Origin of the sequence: Caballeronia hypogeia, assembly GCF_001544875.2 — a bacterium.
Taxonomy (GTDB): Bacteria; Pseudomonadota; Gammaproteobacteria; order Burkholderiales; family Burkholderiaceae; genus Caballeronia; species Caballeronia hypogeia.
In genome coordinates this window covers 26,467-45,090 of record NZ_FCOA02000033.1, presented here as the reverse complement: position 1 = coordinate 45,090, position 18,624 = coordinate 26,467, and the positions used below count along the sequence as shown (strand labels likewise).

Here is an 18,624-nt window from a genome sequence, read left to right as displayed (position 1 = left end):
TTTGCGAGATGGCGGCGCTTGCCGGCCCGCCAAAGATCGATTTCTGCTTTGCTCCGCAGAGCGAGCGATATACGCACGATGCGCGCCGCCCGCCTGTGCGCGTTCAGGAATAGAACGACAGCTTCGGCTTGCGCCCGTTGAGCGTCCAGTCGCCCAGTTCACGTACCTTGTAGTCGAGCGGATCGTGTAGCGTATGCACGCGCACGTTGCGCCAGAAGCGGTCGAGTCGCAGCGCCGCCGTGGTCGAGCGCGCGCCGGTCACGTCGAACATGCGATGCGCCACGTCGAGGCCCGCGCGCGCCGCCGCCACCTTCGACGTCGCCACAGCCACCGCGACCTCGCCGCGTTCGATCTCGCTGAGCGCGAGTCTGCGCGACCAGGCGCGATCGAACGCCTGCATCGCGCGTTCCACCAGCAGTCTCGCGCCCTCCAGCGCCACCCAGAACTCGCCGTAATGCGTGAGCACGTAGGGATCGTCGCCGGGCCGCTGCGCCTGCGAGGCGATCCACGGTCGAGTCTGCGCGAGCGTTGCCTCGCGCGCCGCCTGCAACGCGCCCTCGCCGATGCCGAGATAGATGTGGCTCAGGATCGCCTGAGCGAGCAGCGGGCGAAGGCAGGCGAAAGGACTCGAAAGCGGGCCGGGATCGTCGAGCAGCTCGTCCGCTGCTATGGGCACGCGCTCGAACAGCACCGTGCCGCTGTCGGTCTGACGCTGCCCCATGTTGTCCCAATCGTCGAGCACGACGATGCCTGCCCGGTTCGTCGGCGTGACGCCGATCAGGAGCCGTCCATCGTCATCGAAGGCGGACGCGATCAACTGGTCCGAATCGCGCGCGCCCGAACAGAAGCTCTTGCGGCCGTCGAAGTCATAGCCGCCGTCACTGGCGGCAAGCGCCCGCGTGCCCTTGTCGAGCGGATTGAGCGCGTTGCCCCAGAACCAGCTTCGCGTAACAGATGCGCAAGCGAACTGTCCACTTGCGCCATGCGCCGCACGACGTCGAGCGTGGTCGACCATGGCGCGCCTTCGCCGCCATGTTCGAGCGGCACGGAGAGCCGCAAGAGGCCGCTTTCGCGCAACAGGCGGCGTTCATTGAACGCGGTGCCGCCCGTCCTGTCGCGGGCTGTGGCGGTGCGCGCCCATTCGCGCAACAGCGCGTCGAGCGCCTCGGCCCATGCGGGTTCTCGCCGGTCATTCATTGCTTCTTCTCCCGATGGTGAAGCCTGTCTTAATGCGTTTCAGGCAGTTGCATATCGATAGAAATTGGATGGCCAGGCACGCGCGCGGCGTTAGCATGGCCATCCCTCGACTACGACTTTCCGCGACTCAAAGCGATGCCATCCAATCTTCCACGCTTCGGCGTCTGGGCGCTCGTGCACGGCAGCCGCGCCGCGCTTCAGGACCCCGCAGAACCCTACGATGCTTCCTGGGCGCGCAACAAGGCGCTCGTGCTGGAGGCCGAACGCCTCGGCTTCGACTCGGTGCTCGTCGCCCAGCACACGATCAACCCGCACGATCCCGCACTCGATCAGCTCGAGGCTTGGACGGCTTCGGCGGCACTGGCGGCGCTCACGTCGCGCATCGAGATCATCGCGGCGATCAAGCCTTATCTCTATCACCCGGTCGTGCTCGCCAAGATGGCTCAGCAGATCGAACACATCAGCGGCGGACGTTTCGCGATCAATCTCGTGAACGCATGGAACCGCCCGGAGCTCGAACGTGCCGGCATCGGCTTCGCGGAACACGACGAGCGCTATGCGTACGGCCGCGAATGGATCACCGTGGTCGACAGGCTTTTGCGCGGCGAGACCGTGCATCATCGTGGCGACAACTTTCGCATCGACGACTACCGGTTGCGCCCCGCCGATCCGTTTCGCGCGCGTCCGCGCATTTATGTCGGCGGCGAGTCGGAACCGGCGCGAGCACTGGTCGCGGCGCACGGGGACGTATGGTTCATCAACGGCCAGCCGCCCGAGGACGTCGAACGCCTGATCGCGGATCTCGCCGCGCGTGCGCGCCCGGCGGGATACGACGCGTTGCGCTTCGGACTTTCGGCCTTCGTGATCGCGCGCGCGACGCAGGCGCAAGCCGACGCGCACCTCGAACATCTCTTCGCGCTGGCCGAGCTCGACAAGCCGCTGCGTGAAACGCAGAAGGCCAATACCGATCCCAGCGCGGTGATGCATCAGACCTTCGCGCGATCGGCGCGCGTCGGGTCCAACGGCGGCACCGCGGCGGGGCTCGTCGGCGACTACGATACGGTCGCGCGGCGCATCGCGGCGTTTCATCGTGCCGGCATCGAACTCTTCATGCTGCAGTTTCAGCCGTTCGAAGCCGACATGCGCATCTTCGCGGAAGAGGTCGCGCCGCGCGTGCGGCGTCTGCTGTCCGCGTAATCGAATCGCGCGCCCGCGCGGCGCGCGATTCGAACACAAGGCTGCCGCGATCAGAAGAACGCTCCGGTGGGCGGAAGCTGTCCGCTGAGCGCGTTCTGTCCGAGCAGGCGTTCCTTGTAGAGCCGGGGATTGTGCGACGCGATCACCTTGATGTTGCGCCAGTGCCGGTCCAGCGCGCTCGCGCGCGAGACGACCGAGCCCGAGCCGAGGTCGATCAGCCAGTTCGCGATCTGCGGCGCGAGATCGTCGATCACGACCTTCGCTTCCGCGGCCGCGAAGGTCGCGGCGAGCGTGGCTCGATATTCATCGCTCGTACCGCGTGCATCCGCTGCGCGCTGCAACGCCGCGACGGCGCGATCGGCAATTGCTTCGACGCTCGCGGCGTAAGCGCGGATGCGCCCGAGCAGCGCCTGCAACACGGGCTCGCCGGTCGGATGATCAGCCTCGCCGTGATAGAAGTTGCGCCCGCGCGCGCGAAGCACCTCCACGGCGTCCAGCGCCACGCGCCGCGCGATTCCCGCAATGCAGTTGGTCAGATAGACCTGATGGAAGGTGAAGCCCCAGGGCGCCGCTTCGTCGGGCCGTGGCGGGTCCGGCGGATAGACGTGCGCGGGCGGCACGGCGACGCCGCGAAACGTCGCCGTGCCCGAGCTTGTCAGGCGCTGGCCGAAGCCCTGCCAGTCGTCGTGGTCGCTGACGCCTTCGCTTCGCTCCAGCACGTATTGCACGGTGCGTCCATCGCGGCTTTCCACCGCCACGCCGACGAACGCATCGTTATACAGATTTCCCGTCGCGTAGACCTTGTCGCCCGAGCCGATGTAGGCCTGGCGGATCTCGTCCCATTCGAGCCGCGTGAGCACCTTGCTCGGGCGCGCACCGGCCGCGACCGCATCGGTTTCGGTGAAGCTCAACCCGACGGTCTTTCGCTGTCCGGTCAGTTCGATCACGTGCGCATGAAAAGGATGCTCGCGATGTCCGAGCGCCGCCTCCACCTGCCACAGATGATTGCGAAAGGCGTGCGCGACATTCGAATCCGCCGCCGCCACATCGCGGGCCACGACGAAGAGTTCGCCAAGCGTCGCCCCGTGTCCTCCGGCATCGGCCGGCAGACGCAGTGCGCCGAAACCGCGCGCCTTCAGGCTCGCGATCTCTTCATGCGGCAGACGATGTTCCCGCTCGCGCGCCGCCGCGCCCGCGCCGATCTCCGTGATGATGTCCGCGAAGCCGAGCGACGCGGACAGCGGCGAGACGAGTGGCGTACCGCGCGCTTCGGTCTGGTTCGTATCCGTCATGGTCTGGTCTCCGTCACACCTTGATGCTGTAGTCCGCGACCTTGATGCGCGAGTTGATGATCTTGCGCTCCGCGAGCCAGTCGGCGGCGCGCTGGAACTGCGTGAGGAATGCGGCGTCGTCGGCCTCGTGGAACTGGTTCACGCGCCTGAGGCTCGCCAGATAGTCGCGCACCTGATCCGGATATTTGCCCTCGCGCTGCACGAGCTGTTCGGCTTCGGCGGAATGCGTCGACTGCCATGCCCCTTCGACGTGGTACGCGTCGATCACCGCGCGTATCAGCTCGGAGTTCTCTTCGGTGAACTTGCGGCGCGTGACGAGCGAGCTGTAGTCGATCAGGAAGTCGAGATCGCGGCCTTCGTTGAAGACGTCCTTGGCGTCGTTCGAGAAGCGCGCGATGTCCACGCCCGGCGACCACATGGACCATGCGTCGACCTTGCCCTGCGCGAACGCGGGCGCCGCATCGGGGGGATTCAGGTAGACGAACTGGACCTTGTCGCGATCGATGCGATGTTTCTCCAGCGCCGCGATCAGCAGGAACTCGCCCAGCCCGGAACGATTGACGGCGACCTTGCGGCCCGCGAGATCGGCGACCGAATCAATGCCGCTCGACTTCTTGACGATGATGGACGTCGAGCGCGGCGAATAGACATCGAACGCATTGAAGACGATCGGCGAGCCGGCGAGCATCGCGGCGAGCGCCGGGGTCGTCGAGCCCCAGAAGCCGAAGTCCGCGCTGCCGCCGACCACCGCCTGAATCGACGGCGCGTGGTTCGGGAACGGGCCGATCCATTCGACCTTGATTCCCTTTGCGGCGAGCGTCTTCTCGAACACGCCGCGCTGCTTCGCGATGTCCGGCAGGCTGCCGTAGCCCCAGCCGATACGAACGATATCGGTATTGCGCGTCAGCTTGCGCGGCTGCGCGGCGCGCGTCGAAGCCGGAAACAGGCTGCCGGTGGCGGCGCCGGCCAGAAGGCCTCCCGCCGCGCGCAACACCCGGCGGCGGCTCAGTGAAGAATCGGTCATGCGTGGTCAGTCCTTGTCGTTTGGCGAGCGGTTTGTCGAGCGGCATTGCGGACGATCCTCAGTGGGACCGGACGCCGAGCTCGTCGAGCAGAATGGGCCGCAGTGTCTGCGGCGTGTGGTTTTTCGGCTGGAAGGACGCGGCGATGCGCCCGGCGCGCATGACGAGAATCCTGTCGGCGAGCGTGAGCGCTTCATCGACGTCATGCGTGACGATCAGCACGCCCGGCTGATGCAGCGCGACGAGCTCCCGCACGAGCCCGTGCATCTTGATGCGGGTGAGGGCGTCGAGCGCCGCGAAGGGTTCGTCGAGCAGCAGCAGCGCAGGATCGCGCACGAGGGCGCGCGCCAGTGCGACGCGTTGCGCCTGCCCGCCCGAGAGATTGCGCGGCCAGTCGTCCTCGCGGCCGGCGAGCCCGACTTCCGCGAGTGCGCGCGACGCGCCCGTGCGACCGACCGTGGCCTCATGACCGAGCGCCACGTTTTGCCATAGCGGGGCCCAGGGCAGCAGCCGATGCTCCTGAAACACGACCGACGGCCGCTCGGGCGCGTGGATCGCGCCGGCGTCGGGCAGATCGAGCCCCGCGAGCGCGCGCAGCAGCGTGGTCTTGCCGCATCCGCTTTCGCCCAGCAGCGCGACGAACTCGCCCTTGTCGATATCGAGATCCAGCGCATCGATGACTACACGGTTGCCGTAACGTCGCTTCAGGCCGCGCACCGAAACAGCGAGCGTCGTGGAGAAGGTGGCGCTCATCATTACGCTCCCTTTGCGTAGTTCGCGTGCCACGAGAGGAAGCGCGCTTCGAGCAGGCGCACCAGCGCATCCGCCGCCACGCCGATGATCGCGTAGATGATCATGGTCAGAAGGATCACGTTCGTATTCAGGAATTCGCGGGCGTCCATCGCAAGAAAGCCGATGCCTTTGGTCGTGGCGAGCGTTTCGGCGATCACGAGCGCGAGCCACGCATGGGCGAGGGCATAGCGCACGCCGGTGAGGATCGAGGGCATCGCGCCCGGCAGGATGATCCGCCGCACGATAGCCGCCCGTCCCAGCCCGACGACCTTTGCAAGCTCCATCAGCTTGGGGTCGATCTGGCGAATGCCGAGCATCGTGTTGATGTAGACGGGAAACAGCACGGCGAGCGAAACCAGGAATATCTTCGCGATCTCGCCCACGCCGAACCAGACGATCACGAGCGGGAGCATCGCGAGAAAGGGCACGGCGCGCACCATCTGGATCGGGCGGTCGAGCAGCGCCTGCGCCAGCGGTGAGAAGCCGACCAGAATGCCGAGCGCGAGCCCGAGCGCGCCGCCGATCACGAAGCCCGCGGCCGCGCGCAGCAGCGAAACGCCGAGGTGAACGAAGAGATCGCCGCTGCGGGCCATGTCGAGGGCGGTTTCGACGACCCGGCTCGGAGCCGGCAGAACTTGCGGTGCGATCACTCCGAGGCGCGCGGCGGCTTCCCACAGCAGCACAACCAGCGCCGGGACGATCCAGGACAGCAATCGATAGAGCGCGGCCTTCGAAAGTCCGACTCCGGGCTTCGTCCGCGCGACATAGCGGGTACGGGGGGTGATCAGGTCGGCCATGTCGTTTCCGTGCGGGGCATGAGAGAAGAGTGCTTGAATGAGCGGCGAGGCGAAAAAGGAGCTTGCTATTAGAGGGCGTCGGGTATCGCGATGACAAACGGTTTTTTATGCTTTGCTTTTCAGGCAAAGCAAAGCCTTGCTTCGTCTTCGCGGATCAAATGACTTTGCACGCCGCGTCACAAGCTTTTCCGAATCGCATGCTTTTCATATGCCGAAGCCTTCGTTCCCCCGCTTGCGATGCCCCTTTATCGTGAGCGGATGCGGCGCAGCACATGCCGTCATCGAACAACGCACACAGAGGAACGGCATTACATGGCAGGCTTCAATCGACGTGATTTTCTGGTCTCATCCGGCGCGGCGCTCGCGTCGGCCAGCCTGTCCTCGCTCGCATTCGCGCAAGACGCATCGCTCAACGCAGCGCCCAGGCGCGGCGGCACGCTCAACATGCTGATCAACCCCGAGCCGCCCGTGCTCGTCTCGATCTTCCAGACGACGGGGCCGGCGCTCGTGGCAAGTTCCAAAGTGCTCGAAGGCCTGCTCGCGTATGACTTCGACCTGAAGCCGAAGGCGCAACTCGCGACCGCATGGAACGTGAGCCCGGACGGCCTCAAATACACCTTCACGCTGCGCCAGAACGTGAAATGGCACGACGGCGAGCCGTTCACGTCGGCGGATGTGGCGTTCTCCGTCGATCTGCTGAAATCGATCCATCCGCGCGGACGCAGCACCTTCGCCAACGTGACGCGCGTGTCGACGCCCGATGCGCGCACCGCGATCATCGAACTGTCGAAGCCCGCGCCGTATCTGCTCAAGGCCCTGTCGGCGGGTGAGTCGCCCATCGTGCCGAAGCATCTCTACGCCAATGGCGATCCGCTCGCGAACCCGCACAACAACGCGCCGGTCGGCACGGGGCCGTTCCGCTTCAAGTCGTGGACGCGCGGCGCGAGCATCGTCTATGAACGCAATCCGGATTACTGGGACGCGGGCAAACCGTACATCGACGCACTCGTGTTCAAGGTGATTCCCGATGCCGCCGCGCGCTCGGCCGCGTTCGAGACCGGCGCGCTCGATCTCGGCGGCGAAAACCCCGTGCCGCTATCCGACTTGCCGCGGCTCACGCAATTGCCGCAACTCGCCGTCGAGACGCGCGGTTATCGCTTTCTCGAACCGCTCTCGGAAATCGACTTCAATCTCGCGCATCCGATCCTGAAGGACGTGCGCGTGCGCCAGGCGATCGCGCATGCGATCAATCCGCAGATCGTCCAGAAAACGATCGCCTACGGTTACGCCGATATCTCGCCGACGCCGATCACGCCCGCATCGCCTTATCACGACGCGAAGCTCGCGCCGCATGCATTCGATATCGCCAGCGCGGAAAAGCTGCTCGACGCGGCGGGCTATCCGCGCAAGAACGGCGGCGCGCGCTTCCAGTTGACGCACGACTTCCTGCCCTACGGCGACATGTATCGCCGGCAGGCCGACTACGTGAAGTCGGCGCTCGCGCGCGTGGGCATCGACGTGACCGTGCGCTCGCAGGATCTGCCGTCGTTTCTCAAGCGTGTGTATGCGGACCGGCAGTTCGACTTCACGAGCATCGGCGTGAACACGCTGTTCGATCCGAGCGTGGGCGTGCAGCGGCTCTACTGGTCGAAGAACATCCGCCCCGGCGTGCCGTTCTCCAACGCGCCGCATTACAGCAATGCGGAAGTGGATGCGTTGCTCGAATCGGCGTCGATCGAAACCGACGAGAAGAAGCGCGTCGCCCTCTATCAGCAGTTTCAGCAGATCGTCTATCGCGACTTGCCGATCCTCACGCTCGTCGCGCCGCGCATGGTCACGCTCGCCAACCGGCGCGTGCGCAATCACACCGTGTCGGCGCAAGGGCTGGAAGGCAATCTCGCCGATCTCTGGCTCGCTGCGTGAGGCCGACGCGATGAACCGACGCACGCGCTTCGCCGCCATCGTCCGGCGCACCGCATGGCAAGCCCTGCCGACGATGCTCGCCATCGTGATCCTGAACTTCTTCCTGCTGAAGCTCATGCCCGGCGACGCCGCCGACGTGCTCGCCGGCGAATCCGGCTCCGCGACGGTCGAAACCTTGCAGGCGCTGCGCGCGAAGTTCGGTCTCGATCAGCCGTTGCTGCATCAACTGGGCGCGTATCTGTCGCATCTCGCGCATGGCAGCCTCGGCTATTCGCCGCGTTACGACGCGCCCGTCATGCAACTGATTCTTTCGCGCCTGCCGAACACCTTGCTGCTGATGGGCACGGCGCTCGCGCTGGCGATCGTCGTGGGCATCGCGCTGGGCGTGGTGATGGCGCACTGGGCGGGCAAGTGGCCGGATCGCGTGCTGTCGGTGCTGGCGCTCCTCTTGTATTCGACGCCGGGCTTCTGGATCGGCCTGCTCGCCATCGTGCTGTTCTCGGTGCACCTCGGCTGGCTCCCGAGCGGCGGCGACGTCACCGTGGGTGCGTCCTTGCGCGGCTTCGCCTATTTCGCCGATGTCGCGAAACACGTGCTGCTGCCCGCCGTGACGCTCGCGACTTTTTTTGTCGCCATCTATGCGCGTCTGACGCGCGCCGCGATGCTCGAAGTGAAGCGCCAGGATTTTGTCCGCACCGCGCACGCGAAGGGACTGCATCCGTTGCGCGTCACCGTGCGCCATGTGCTGCGCAACGCGCTAATGCCGCTCACGACGATGGTCGGCATTCACTTCGGCACGCTGCTGGGCGGCGCTGCCGTCACGGAAACGGTCTTTAGCTGGCCGGGCCTCGGGCGTCTCGCGCTCGATGCCGTGATGGCGCGTGACTTCAGCGTGCTGCTCGGCGTGCTGCTGCTTTCGTCGCTGCTCGTGATCGTCGCCAACGTGGCGGTCGATCTCTTGCAGGCGTGGCTCGATCCGCGCATCGCCTGAACATCCAAACTGAAAAACGCATGTCTACCGATTCGACCGATCTCGTTTCATCCGCCGATGGCTCGGCGTGGCGGCGTCAGCTCACCGGCGCGCTGTTCGGCTCGCGCCGCACGCAGCGCGCATCGCGCGCCCGCGCCTCGCCCGGCGTCTGGCGCGCGCTGCTGCGCAATCCTTCGGCGCTCGCGGGCATCGTGCTGCTGGCGGCGTTTATCGCGCTCGCGCTCGGCGCGCCGCACTTCTTTCCGGGCGATCCGCTCGACATGGTCGCGACACCGTTCGAGTGGCCCGGCAGCGATCCTCTGTACCGGCTCGGCACCGATTCGCTCGGCCGCGATGTCGCCGCGGGCATCGCGCACGGCACGCGCGTGTCGCTTCTGATCGGCGCTTCGGCGGCGGCGATCGGGCTCATCATCGGCACGCTCGTCGGGGCGATCGGCGGCTTCTTCGGCGGCGTCATCGACGACATTCTGGTGCGCATTACCGAGTTGTTCCAGACCGTGCCGTCGTTCCTGCTCGTGATCGTGATCGTCGCGATCGGGCGGCCGAGCGTGACGGTGATCGCGCTCGCCATCGGCATTGCGTCGTGGCCGACGGTCGCGCGCATCGTGCGCGCCGAGTTCCGCACGCTGCGCGCAACCGACTTCGTGCTCGCCGCGCGCAGTCAGGGCTTCTCCAGCGCGCGCATCATCTTCGGCGAGATTCTGCCGAATGCGCTGCCGCCGGTGATCGTCACGGCATCGGTCATGGTCGCGAGCGCGATCCTGATCGAATCGTCGCTGTCGTTTCTCGGCATGGGCGATCCGAACGTCGTGACGTGGGGCGGCATGATCGGCGCGGGCCGCGATGCGCTGCGCACCGCGTGGTATCTGACGGCGGCGCCGGGCGCGGCGATCGTGCTCGCGGTGCTCGCGCTCAACCTGCTCGGCGACGGCCTCAACGATGCACTCAATCCGCGCCTGCGCGAACGTTCCTGAGCGAGACGCGACCATGACGAATCTTCTCGAAGTACGCGATCTGCGCGTGAATTTCGGCGCGCATCGGGCGGTGCGCGGCCTCGACCTCGATATCGCGGAAGGCGAGACGCTTGCGCTCGTCGGCGAATCCGGCTGCGGCAAGTCCGCGACGGCGCTCTCACTGATGCGCCTCGTGCCCGAGCCGGGCGTGGTCTCCGGCAGCGTGCGTTTCGACGGGCGCGACGTGCTCGCGCTGAGTCCGCGCGACATGCGCGATCTGCGCGGCAGCCAGATATCGATGATCTTCCAGGAACCGATGACCTCGCTGAACCCGGTGCTGCCGGTCGGCGCGCAGATCGTCGAAACCTTGCGGCGGCATGAACGGCTCTCGAAGCAAGCTGCGCACAGGCGCGCGGTCGAACTGCTCGATCTCGTGCACGTTCCCGAAGCGCATCGGCGCGTGTCCGACTTTCCGCACGAGCTTTCGGGCGGGCAACGTCAGCGCGTGATGATCGCGATGGCGGTGGCGTGCCGTCCGCGTCTGCTCATCGCCGACGAACCGACCACCGCGCTCGACGTGACCATACAGGCGCGCATTCTCGATCTTCTGGCTGAGTTGCGCCGCGAATTGTCGATGTCGCTGCTGCTCATCACGCACGATCTCGGCGTGGTCGCGGAGCACGCCGATCGCGTCGCCGTGATGCTCGCGGGCGAGAAGGTGGAGGAAGCGCCGGTCGCGCAACTCTTTACGCGGCCACGGCATGCTTATACGCGCGGCTTGCTGGGCGCGTCGCTGAACGTGGCCACGGAGCTGCATTATCGCGACTGGAAGCTGCCGGAAATTCGCCACATTCCGAGTGCCGATGGCAAGTCCGCGTTCAACGTCACGCCGCTCGCGCCGATACGCGTGCCGGATACTCAATTCGACGACGAAGCGCCGCTTCTTTCGTTGCGCGACTTGAAAGTCGAGTACGCGCATCGGCATGGCAAGGGCGCGTTGCGCGCCGTCGATGGCGTGTCGTTCGATATCGCGCGCGGCGAGACGGTTGGTCTCGTCGGCGAGTCGGGCTGCGGAAAATCGACGCTCTCGAAAGCGATCCTGCGGCTCGTGCCCGTATCGGGCGGCGCGATTCACTGGCGCGGCGCGGATATCACGGCGCTTTCCGAACGTGTACTGCGGCCATTGCGCGCGCAGGTGCAGATGGTGTTCCAGGACCCGTATGCGTCGCTGAATCCGCGCCGCAGCGTGGGCGAAATACTGGACACGGTGATGGCCGTCAACGGCATCGCCGATGCGCGCGAACGGCGCCGCCGCGCCACTTCGATGCTCGATCGGGTCGGCTTGCCGAACACCGCGCTCGATCGCTATCCACATGAGTTTTCCGGCGGTCAGCGGCAACGCATCGGCATTGCGCGCGCGCTCGTGCTGGAGCCCGCGCTGCTGATCTGCGATGAACCGGTCTCCGCGCTCGATGTATCGATACAGGCGCAGATCCTGAATCTGCTCGTCGAGCTGAAGCGCGATCTCGGGCTCGCGTATCTCTTCATCTCGCACGACCTTTCGGTGGTGCGCTATATCGCCGATCGCGTGCATGTGATGCATGGCGGGCGCATCGTCGAGAGCGGAGGTCATCGCGAGATATGGCGGGCGCCGCAACATGCGTACACGCGCACGCTGCTCGACGCGATCCCCGGCAAACGATTCGACGCGCAAGCCGCATAGAACCCGCATCAAACCGCATCAACGAAAACAGGAATTCAACGTCACATGTCGAACAGGAATCAGGAACTCGAAGCCGCGCTTGCCGCGTTGCCCGGACTTGCTCAGGCCATCGGCGAAGACGCGGCCGCGCGCGAAGCGCGTCGCGAACTGCCATTCGAGGCGTTCGCGCTCTTTCGTCAATCGGGTCTCGGCAAGCTGCGTTTGCCGCTTGAATGGGGCGGACTCGGCGGCACGCTCGAAGATGTTTTCAACGTGATCGCGACGCTCGCCGCGCACGAAAGCAATGTCGCGCATGCGCTGCGCATTCACTTCGACCAGACCGAAGCCTTGCTGCTTTCCCCGCGCACGCCGTTCAACGAACTGCAGATTCGCCGCGTGTCGGAAGGCGCGATTTTCGGCGGCGCATCCACGGAAGCAGGCACGTCGCGCCCCGGCGAAATCACGACGCAATTGCGGCGCGACGGCGACCGCTTCCGTCTCACCGGCCGAAAATACTATTCGACCGGCACCGCGTTCTCCGACTACGCGCGTCTGAACGTGCAGGACGAGCACGGCGAGCCGGCGCTCGCGGTCGTGCCGGTGCGGCGCGAAGGCCTGCGCGTGATCGACGACTGGGACGGCATGGGTCAGCGCATGACCGCGAGCGGCAGTCTTGAATTCGATGAACTGATCGTCCACGCCGACGAAGTCACGCCGCGTGTGCAGACGACGCTCGCCGGCCGACACGGCGGCGCGCTGCGGCAGTTGCATCTGGTGGCGGTGGCGGCGGGCATCGTGCGCAACGTGATCGCTGATGCGCAGCGCTATGTGCTGAAGCATGGCCGTCCGGCGTTGCACAGCGCGGCGCCGTCCGCGCGCGAGGATGCGTTCATTCAGCAGGTGATCGGCGAACTGACGGCGAACAGCCATGCGATCGATGTGCTGGTGCGCGACAACGCGCGCGTGCTCGATCGATCTTCGCAGGCGATCCGCAACGGCTTCGCGAACGCCGACGCGCTCGTGCTCGAAGGCGCGCTCGCGACAGCGCGCACGCAGATCGTCGTCAGCAGGCTCGCGTTGAGCGCGGCGGAGCGCATGTTCGAGGCGGGCGGCGCATCGGCGACGTCGCGCGCGCATAACTTCGACCGGCACTGGCGCAACCTGCGCACGATCTTCAGCCACAACCCGCTGCTGCACAAGGCGCGCGTGATCGGCGACCACGCGCTCAACGGCGTGACGACGCATCTCACGGAAGGCCGCGTGTTCTGATGCTCAAAGCACGGCGCGTGATATGGATGTGCGAATTCGTTGGTGGCGGAGCATGACGCGCGCATCGGAGAATCGTTGGCTTCATACGTCGTGGAGAAATCTGTCATGAGCCCGAGCGGCCGCGCCCCGCGCCAGTTGCATCTGAATATCAACGCGCTTCATTCCGGCTTCGTGCCGTCCGCCTGGCGTCTCGCCGATGCCGATCCGCGCGCATTCCTCGATGTGAATCATTACGTGCGGATCGCGCAGATCGCGGAGCGCGCGTGTCTGGACGCAATCTTTCTCGCGGATAACGCCGCGATCGCCGATCAGCTCGACTTCCGACCGATCACCGCGCTCGAACCGACGCTGCTGCTCGCAAGCGTTGCCGCCGCGACGACGCACCTCGGGCTGATCGCGACGGCGTCGACGAGTTACAACGAGCCGTACAACCTCGCGCGGCGCTTCGCGACGCTCGATCTCATCAGCGGCGGACGCGCGGGCTGGAACATCGTGACAACGGCGGATCTGCCGTCCGCGCGCAACTTCGGCCTCGACGCCGTGCCGGATCACGCGCAACGTTATGCACGCGCGGACGAGTTCGCCGCGCTCGTCAAGACGCTGTGGAATAGCTGGGAAGACGGCGCGTTCATCGGCGATAAAGAGGCGGGACGTTTCGTCGATATGGCGCGCGTGCATGCCGCAGCGCATCGCGGACGCTTCTTCGCGGTGCAGGGCGCGCTCAACTTGCCGCGCTCGCGTCAGGGGCATCCGGTGCTGGTGCAGGCGGGCGCATCGGGCGACGGGCGCGAGCTTGCCGCGCGTCATGCCGAAGCGGTGTTCTCGGCGTCGCAATCGTTCGATGAAGCGCGTGCTTATCGCGACGATCTCAACGCACGCGCCGCGCGTCACGGACGCGGACCGAACGCCGTGAAAGTGCTCGCGGGACTGACGACGATCATCGGCGCGACCGAGGCCGAAGCGCTGCGCCGCCGCGATGAACTCGTCGATCTGATTCCGTGGAGCTATAGCCTCAACCGGCTCGCGGGCATTCTCGGCGTGAGCGTCGACACGCTGTCGCTCGATGAGCGCCTGCCCGACGACCTGCCGCCGCCCGGCAATGGCAACGGCAATCACACGTTCTTCAACGCGACGCTCGCGCAGGCGCGCGCGCATGGCTACACGGTGCGCGAACTCGTGCGCGCGCTTGCGGGCGGAGGCGGGCATCGCGTGATCGTGGGCACGCCGGAGCAGATCGCCGACGACATCGCGCACTGGTTCGAGCGCGGCGCCGCCGATGGCTTCAACCTGATGCCCGACGCGCTGCCCGGCGGACTCGAAGCGTTCACCGAAGGCGTCGTGCCGATTCTGCAGCGGCGCGGCATCTTCCGTCGCGAATACGACGGAACGACATTGCGCGAGCATCTCGGTCTCGCGATTCCGGCGGACGGGCGCGCGGTGCTTCAGCACGAATACGCATGACGTAAGCACGATTCGCGATAAGCGCCGCTGCAATGCTTATCACGATTTCTCGCTTAGCCGGCGCGATGTGCGTTGCTAGGATTCCCGGGACTGAACATTGCTCGAGGAAACCACGCATGTCACACGAAAACAAGCCTGAATCGCCCGCGCGCCGACGCGCGATCGTCACGCTCGCGGCGCTCGGCGCAGGCGCATTCACCCTGAACGCCGCGCACGCCGACGATGCACCGAAGACGCTGCGCATCGGCTATCAGAAATACGGCAACTTCGTCGTATTGAAGGCGAGCGGCGCGCTGGAGAAGCGGCTCGCGTCGCAAGGCGTCAGCGTGCAATGGCTGGAGTTTCCGGCCGGGCCGCAACTGCTCGAAGGACTGAATGCGGGCGCGATCGATATCGGCACGGTCGGTGAGACGCCGCCGATTTTCGCGCAGGCGGCGGGCGTCGATTTCGTCTATGTCGCCAACGAACCTTCCGCGCCGCGCGCGGAAGCGATCGTCGTTCCGAAGGATTCCGCCATTCGCTCGGTCGCGGAGTTGCGCGGCAAGAAAGTCGCGCTGAACAAGGGCTCGAATGTGCATTATCTGCTGGTCGAGGCGCTGAAAAAAGCGGGACTTTCATACGCCGACATTCAGCCCGCCTATCTCGCGCCTGCCGATGCGCGCGCGGCTTTCGTGCAAGGCAGCGTCGATGCGTGGGTGATCTGGGACCCGTATCTCGCCGCGATCGAACGTCAGGCGAACGCGCGTCAGATTGCCGACGGCACCGGGCTCGTGCGCAACATCCAGTACTACCTCGCGACGCGCAAGATCGCCTCCACGCAGCCGCAACTCGTGCGCGCCGTGCTCGAAGAACTGGATCGCGTCGATCGCTGGGCGCGCGACAACGTACCGGCAGTCGCGGCGCAACTGTCGCCGCTCGTCGGGCTGGATGCCGGGACTATCGAGCATGCGCTGAAACGCACCGCTTATGGCGTGGAACAGGTATCGCCCGCGACGCTCGCGTACCAGCAGCAGATCGCCGACACCTTCGCGAGCCTCCGGCTGATTCCGAAGAAGCTCGACGTGACCGAAGCGCGCTGGAACGTCGCGTGATGAGCGTCGCACGCTAAGCAGAACAGTGCATTTCCTTAGCGCGAATCGATGGTTCGCCCGCCGACGATGCGTCTTTACACTCGTCGGAGGAACGCCGCATCTCCCTACACAAGACTTCGAGAGAAACGCATCAGCATGAATGTTTTCTGGTTCATCCCGACTCACGGCGACAGCCGATACCTCGGCACCTCGCAAGGCGCGCGTGCCGCCGACTCCGATTACTTCCGCCAGATCGCCGTCGCCGCCGATACGCTCGGCTACGAAGGCGTGCTTCTGCCCACGGGCCGTTCGTGCGAAGACGCGTGGGTCGTCGCGTCGAGTCTGATTCACGCGACGCGGCGCCTCAAGTTTCTCGTCGCGATTCGGCCGGGTCTGAGCTCGCCGGGATTGTCGGCGCGCATGGCGTCGACCTTCGACCGGCTCTCGAACGGGCGTCTGCTCATCAACGTGGTGACGGGCGGCGATCCGAACGAGCTCGCGAGCGATGGCGTCTTCAACGATCACGACACGCGCTACGAAATCACCGACGACTTCCTGAGCATCTGGCGCGGCCTGCTCGAAAGCTCGCATGAGAAGGGCAGCTTCGATTACAGCGGCAAGCATCTGCGCACCGAGGGCGGCAAGCTGCTGTATCCGCCGGTGCAGCGGCCGCATCCGCCGCTGTGGTTCGGCGGGTCTTCGGCGGCCGCGCACGAGATCGCGGCGAAGCATATCGACACGTATCTCACGTGGGGCGAGCCGCCCGCCGCCGTCGAAAAGAAACTCGCGGATATTCGTCGCCGCGCGCAAGCCGAAGGGCGCGACATCAAGTTCGGCATTCGACTACATGTGATCGTGCGCGAGACCGAAGAGGAAGCGTGGGCCGCCGCCGACAAGCTCATCAGCAAGCTCGACGATGAAACCATTCAGCGCGCGCAGGCGCAGTTCGCGAAGATGGATTCCGAAGGCCAGCGCCGCATGGCCGCGCTGCACGGCGGCAATCGCGACAAGCTGGAGGTCTATCCGCATCTGTGGGCGGGCGTCGGGCTCGTGCGCGGCGGCGCGGGCACGGCGCTCGTCGGCAATCCGCAGCAGGTCGCCGGGCTGATGAAGCAGTACGCCGAACTCGGCATCGAGACGTTCATTCTGTCGGGCTATCCACATCTCGAAGAGTCGTATCGATTCGCGGAACTGGTGTTCCCGTTGCTGCCGCGCACGCAAAAGGCGCCCGTGACGGGTCCGCTGTCGGGGCCGTTCGGTGAAGTGATCGGCACGAGTGAATTGCCGAAAGCGGCGCAAAGCTGAGGACCTTTCATGCAAACGAACCCAGTTCTTCGGCGCGCCGGTGCGCGCGCGTTGCCGTGGCTCATGCCGTTGCTGATTCTGCTCGCGTGGGAAATCGCCGCGCGCACGGGCGGACTCTCGGCGCGCGTGCTGCCCGAGCCGCTCGCGGTGGCGAAGGCGGCGTGGTCGCTGATCGAATCGGGCGACTTGTGGGCCAACGTGAAGGTGAGTGCGTGGCGCGCGTTCGCGGGCTTCGCGATGGGCGGCGGCATCGGCTTCGTGCTCGGTCTTGCAACCGGGCTCTTCAAACCGGCGGAAGTCCTGCTCGATTCCACCGTGCAAATGATCCGCAACATCCCCGCGCTCGCGATGATCCCGTTGCTGATCCTCTGGTTCGGCATCGGCGAGGAGGCGAAGCTCGTGCTGGTCGCGCTGGGCGTATTCTTTCCGGTGTACGTGAACACGTATCACGGCATCCGCTCGGTGGATCGCGATCTGATCGAGATGTCGAAAAGCTATGGGCTTTCCGGCTTCGCGCTGTATCGGCACGTGATTTTGCCCGGCGCATTGCCGTCGATTCTCGTCGGCGTGCGCTTCGCATTCGGGCTGATGTGGGTGATGCTGATCGTCGCGGAGACCATTTCCGCGCAATCGGGCATCGGCTACATGACGATGAACGCACGCGAGTTCCTGCAAACCGATGTCGTCGTGCTCGGCATCCTGCTTTACGCGCTGCTCGGCAAACTGGCCGACATGGCCGCCCGCGCGATCGAACGCGCAAGCTTGCGCTGGCATCCGGCGTATCAGAACAAGGCGCAATCATGAACCTGATCGAACTCGATACTTTCGCGCCCGTGTTGCGGCGCAAGGAACCGCTCGCGCGCACGCGCACGGGCCGCGATCTCGCCGTGTCGCTGCGCGGCGTGGAGAAGCGCTTCGGCGAGCGCCGCGTGCTGGAGAACCTGGACTTTTCCATTGAGCGAGGCAGCTTCGTTTCGATCGTCGGGCGCAGCGGTTGCGGCAAGTCCACCTTGCTGCGCCTGATCGCCGGGCTCGACGATGTGTCCAGCGGCGTCGTGCAGCGCAATGCCGCGACGCCGGACGCCGCGCTCCAGGTTCGCATCATGTTTCAGGATGCGCGCCTGCTGCCGTGGAAGAGCGTGCTCGACAACGTGATGATCGGCCTGCCGCGCGCGCGACGCGACGAAGCGCGCGCGACGCTCGCGGAAGTCGGATTGTCCGAGCGCGAGAAGGACTGGCCGTCGCGGCTGTCGGGCGGTCAGCGGCAACGCGTGGCGCTGGCGCGGGCGCTGGTGCATCGGCCGGATCTGCTGCTGCTCGATGAACCGCTCGGCGCGCTCGATGCGCTGACGCGCATCGAGATGCAGGGCTTGATCGAACGGTTGTGGCGCGAGCATGGATTCACCGCGCTGCTCGTCACGCATGACGTGCAGGAAGCGGTGTCGCTTGGGGATCGCATCGTGTTGATCGATCAGGGGCGCATTACGCTGGACACGCCCGTGTCGCTGCCACGCCCGCGCTCGCGCACGGCCGATGGCTTCGCCGAACTGGAAGAGCAGGTGCTTTCGCGCGTGCTGCGTCCGGACTGATCCGCGTTATCGGAACGCAAAAAGAAACGCCGCGCGATTGCGCGGCGCTTTTGTTTCGGACGCC

At 65.8% G+C, this 18,624-nt stretch carries 15 protein-coding genes and 1 pseudogene; 11 read left to right on the top strand and 5 right to left on the bottom strand.

What is annotated here, in order from left to right:
* Positions 1-103: 103 nt before the first annotated feature.
* Positions 104-1,197, bottom strand: a pseudogene (locus AWB79_RS31695) (acyl-CoA dehydrogenase family protein).
* A gap of 135 nt (positions 1,198-1,332) precedes the next feature.
* Here AWB79_RS31695 and AWB79_RS31690 point away from each other — a divergent pair.
* Positions 1,333-2,394, top strand: coding sequence for an LLM class flavin-dependent oxidoreductase (locus AWB79_RS31690; protein WP_061171394.1), 1,062 nt, complete (start codon positions 1,333-1,335; stop codon positions 2,392-2,394).
* 50 nt (positions 2,395-2,444) lie between these two features.
* On the opposite strand, the gene AWB79_RS31685 is transcribed toward AWB79_RS31690, so the two are convergent.
* From AWB79_RS31685 to AWB79_RS31670, 4 genes are read right to left on the bottom strand one after another with little or no spacing between them, the layout of a single operon-like run.
* A complete protein-coding gene (locus tag AWB79_RS31685; RefSeq protein ID WP_061171393.1) occupies positions 2,445-3,686 on the bottom strand; it encodes an acyl-CoA dehydrogenase family protein in 1,242 nt (413 codons plus the stop codon).
* Positions 3,687-3,699: 13 nt separating this feature from the next.
* A complete protein-coding gene (locus AWB79_RS31680) occupies positions 3,700-4,710 on the bottom strand; it encodes an NrtA/SsuA/CpmA family ABC transporter substrate-binding protein (protein WP_061171392.1) in 1,011 nt (336 codons plus the stop codon).
* 58 nt (positions 4,711-4,768) lie between these two features.
* On the bottom strand, positions 4,769-5,461 hold the full coding sequence (locus AWB79_RS31675; protein ID WP_074169461.1) for an ABC transporter ATP-binding protein: 693 nt from the start codon (positions 5,459-5,461) through the stop codon (positions 4,769-4,771).
* 2 nt (positions 5,462-5,463) lie between these two features.
* On the bottom strand, positions 5,464-6,297 hold the full coding sequence (locus AWB79_RS31670) for an ABC transporter permease subunit (RefSeq protein ID WP_061171390.1): 834 nt from the start codon (positions 6,295-6,297) through the stop codon (positions 5,464-5,466).
* Positions 6,298-6,609: 312 nt separating this feature from the next.
* On the opposite strand from AWB79_RS31670, the gene AWB79_RS31665 reads away from it, so the two are divergent.
* The 10 genes from AWB79_RS31665 to AWB79_RS31620 all read left to right on the top strand — a co-directional run bounded on the left by AWB79_RS31665 (position 6,610) and on the right by AWB79_RS31620 (position 18,560).
* Positions 6,610-8,220 (top strand): ABC transporter substrate-binding protein, encoded by a 1,611-nt coding sequence (locus AWB79_RS31665; protein WP_061171389.1) that lies wholly within the window; start codon positions 6,610-6,612, stop codon positions 8,218-8,220.
* Between the two features lie 10 nt (positions 8,221-8,230).
* Positions 8,231-9,211, top strand: coding sequence for an ABC transporter permease (locus tag AWB79_RS31660; protein ID WP_061171388.1), 981 nt, complete (start codon positions 8,231-8,233; stop codon positions 9,209-9,211).
* Between the two features lie 20 nt (positions 9,212-9,231).
* Positions 9,232-10,185: an ABC transporter permease gene (locus AWB79_RS31655; RefSeq protein ID WP_061171387.1), complete on the top strand. Its 954-nt coding sequence runs from the start codon at positions 9,232-9,234 to the stop codon at positions 10,183-10,185.
* A 13-nt stretch (positions 10,186-10,198) separates the two neighbouring features.
* Positions 10,199-11,887, top strand: coding sequence for an ABC transporter ATP-binding protein (locus AWB79_RS31650; protein WP_061171386.1), 1,689 nt, complete (start codon positions 10,199-10,201; stop codon positions 11,885-11,887).
* 45 nt (positions 11,888-11,932) lie between these two features.
* A complete protein-coding gene (locus AWB79_RS31645; RefSeq protein WP_061171385.1) occupies positions 11,933-13,135 on the top strand; it encodes an acyl-CoA dehydrogenase family protein in 1,203 nt (400 codons plus the stop codon).
* A 105-nt stretch (positions 13,136-13,240) separates the two neighbouring features.
* A complete protein-coding gene (locus tag AWB79_RS31640) occupies positions 13,241-14,596 on the top strand; it encodes an LLM class flavin-dependent oxidoreductase (RefSeq protein ID WP_061171436.1) in 1,356 nt (451 codons plus the stop codon).
* A 116-nt stretch (positions 14,597-14,712) separates the two neighbouring features.
* On the top strand, positions 14,713-15,687 hold the full coding sequence (locus AWB79_RS31635; RefSeq protein WP_061171384.1) for a sulfonate ABC transporter substrate-binding protein: 975 nt from the start codon (positions 14,713-14,715) through the stop codon (positions 15,685-15,687).
* Between the two features lie 135 nt (positions 15,688-15,822).
* Positions 15,823-16,971 carry an FMNH2-dependent alkanesulfonate monooxygenase gene (gene ssuD, locus AWB79_RS31630; protein WP_061171383.1) on the top strand — a complete coding sequence of 383 codons (1,149 nt, stop codon included), beginning with the start codon at positions 15,823-15,825 and terminating at the stop codon, positions 16,969-16,971.
* Positions 16,972-16,980: 9 nt separating this feature from the next.
* Complete coding sequence (gene ssuC, locus AWB79_RS31625; protein ID WP_061171382.1) at positions 16,981-17,775, top strand: aliphatic sulfonate ABC transporter permease SsuC; 795 nt, start codon at positions 16,981-16,983, stop codon at positions 17,773-17,775.
* Entirely contained in the window at positions 17,772-18,560 is a 789-nt protein-coding gene (locus AWB79_RS31620; RefSeq protein WP_061171381.1) for an ATP-binding cassette domain-containing protein, read from the top strand. Before ssuC ends, AWB79_RS31620 begins: the two co-directional genes overlap by 4 nt.
* Positions 18,561-18,624: the final 64 nt, after the last annotated feature.

Excerpts from the sequence above, each read along its gene's own strand:
- AWB79_RS31660 (WP_061171388.1), top strand. The coding sequence starts at position 8,231 with ATGAACCGACGCACGCGCTTCGCCGCCATCGTCCGGCGCACCGCATGG.
- AWB79_RS31650 (WP_061171386.1), top strand. The coding sequence starts at position 10,199 with ATGACGAATCTTCTCGAAGTACGCGATCTGCGCGTGAATTTCGGCGCG.
- AWB79_RS31675 (WP_074169461.1), bottom strand. The coding sequence starts at position 5,461 with ATGAGCGCCACCTTCTCCACGACGCTCGCTGTTTCGGTGCGCGGCCTG.
- AWB79_RS31680 (WP_061171392.1), bottom strand. The coding sequence starts at position 4,710 with ATGACCGATTCTTCACTGAGCCGCCGCCGGGTGTTGCGCGCGGCGGGA.
- ssuC (WP_061171382.1), top strand. The coding sequence starts at position 16,981 with ATGCAAACGAACCCAGTTCTTCGGCGCGCCGGTGCGCGCGCGTTGCCG.
- AWB79_RS31685 (WP_061171393.1), bottom strand. The coding sequence starts at position 3,686 with ATGACGGATACGAACCAGACCGAAGCGCGCGGTACGCCACTCGTCTCG.
- AWB79_RS31640 (WP_061171436.1), top strand. The coding sequence starts at position 13,241 with ATGAGCCCGAGCGGCCGCGCCCCGCGCCAGTTGCATCTGAATATCAAC.
- AWB79_RS31690 (WP_061171394.1), top strand. The coding sequence starts at position 1,333 with ATGCCATCCAATCTTCCACGCTTCGGCGTCTGGGCGCTCGTGCACGGC.
- AWB79_RS31670 (WP_061171390.1), bottom strand. The coding sequence starts at position 6,297 with ATGGCCGACCTGATCACCCCCCGTACCCGCTATGTCGCGCGGACGAAG.
- AWB79_RS31645 (WP_061171385.1), top strand. The coding sequence starts at position 11,933 with ATGTCGAACAGGAATCAGGAACTCGAAGCCGCGCTTGCCGCGTTGCCC.
- AWB79_RS31655 (WP_061171387.1), top strand. The coding sequence starts at position 9,232 with ATGTCTACCGATTCGACCGATCTCGTTTCATCCGCCGATGGCTCGGCG.
- AWB79_RS31635 (WP_061171384.1), top strand. The coding sequence starts at position 14,713 with ATGTCACACGAAAACAAGCCTGAATCGCCCGCGCGCCGACGCGCGATC.
- AWB79_RS31665 (WP_061171389.1), top strand. The coding sequence starts at position 6,610 with ATGGCAGGCTTCAATCGACGTGATTTTCTGGTCTCATCCGGCGCGGCG.
- AWB79_RS31620 (WP_061171381.1), top strand. The coding sequence starts at position 17,772 with ATGAACCTGATCGAACTCGATACTTTCGCGCCCGTGTTGCGGCGCAAG.
- ssuD (WP_061171383.1), top strand. The coding sequence starts at position 15,823 with ATGAATGTTTTCTGGTTCATCCCGACTCACGGCGACAGCCGATACCTC.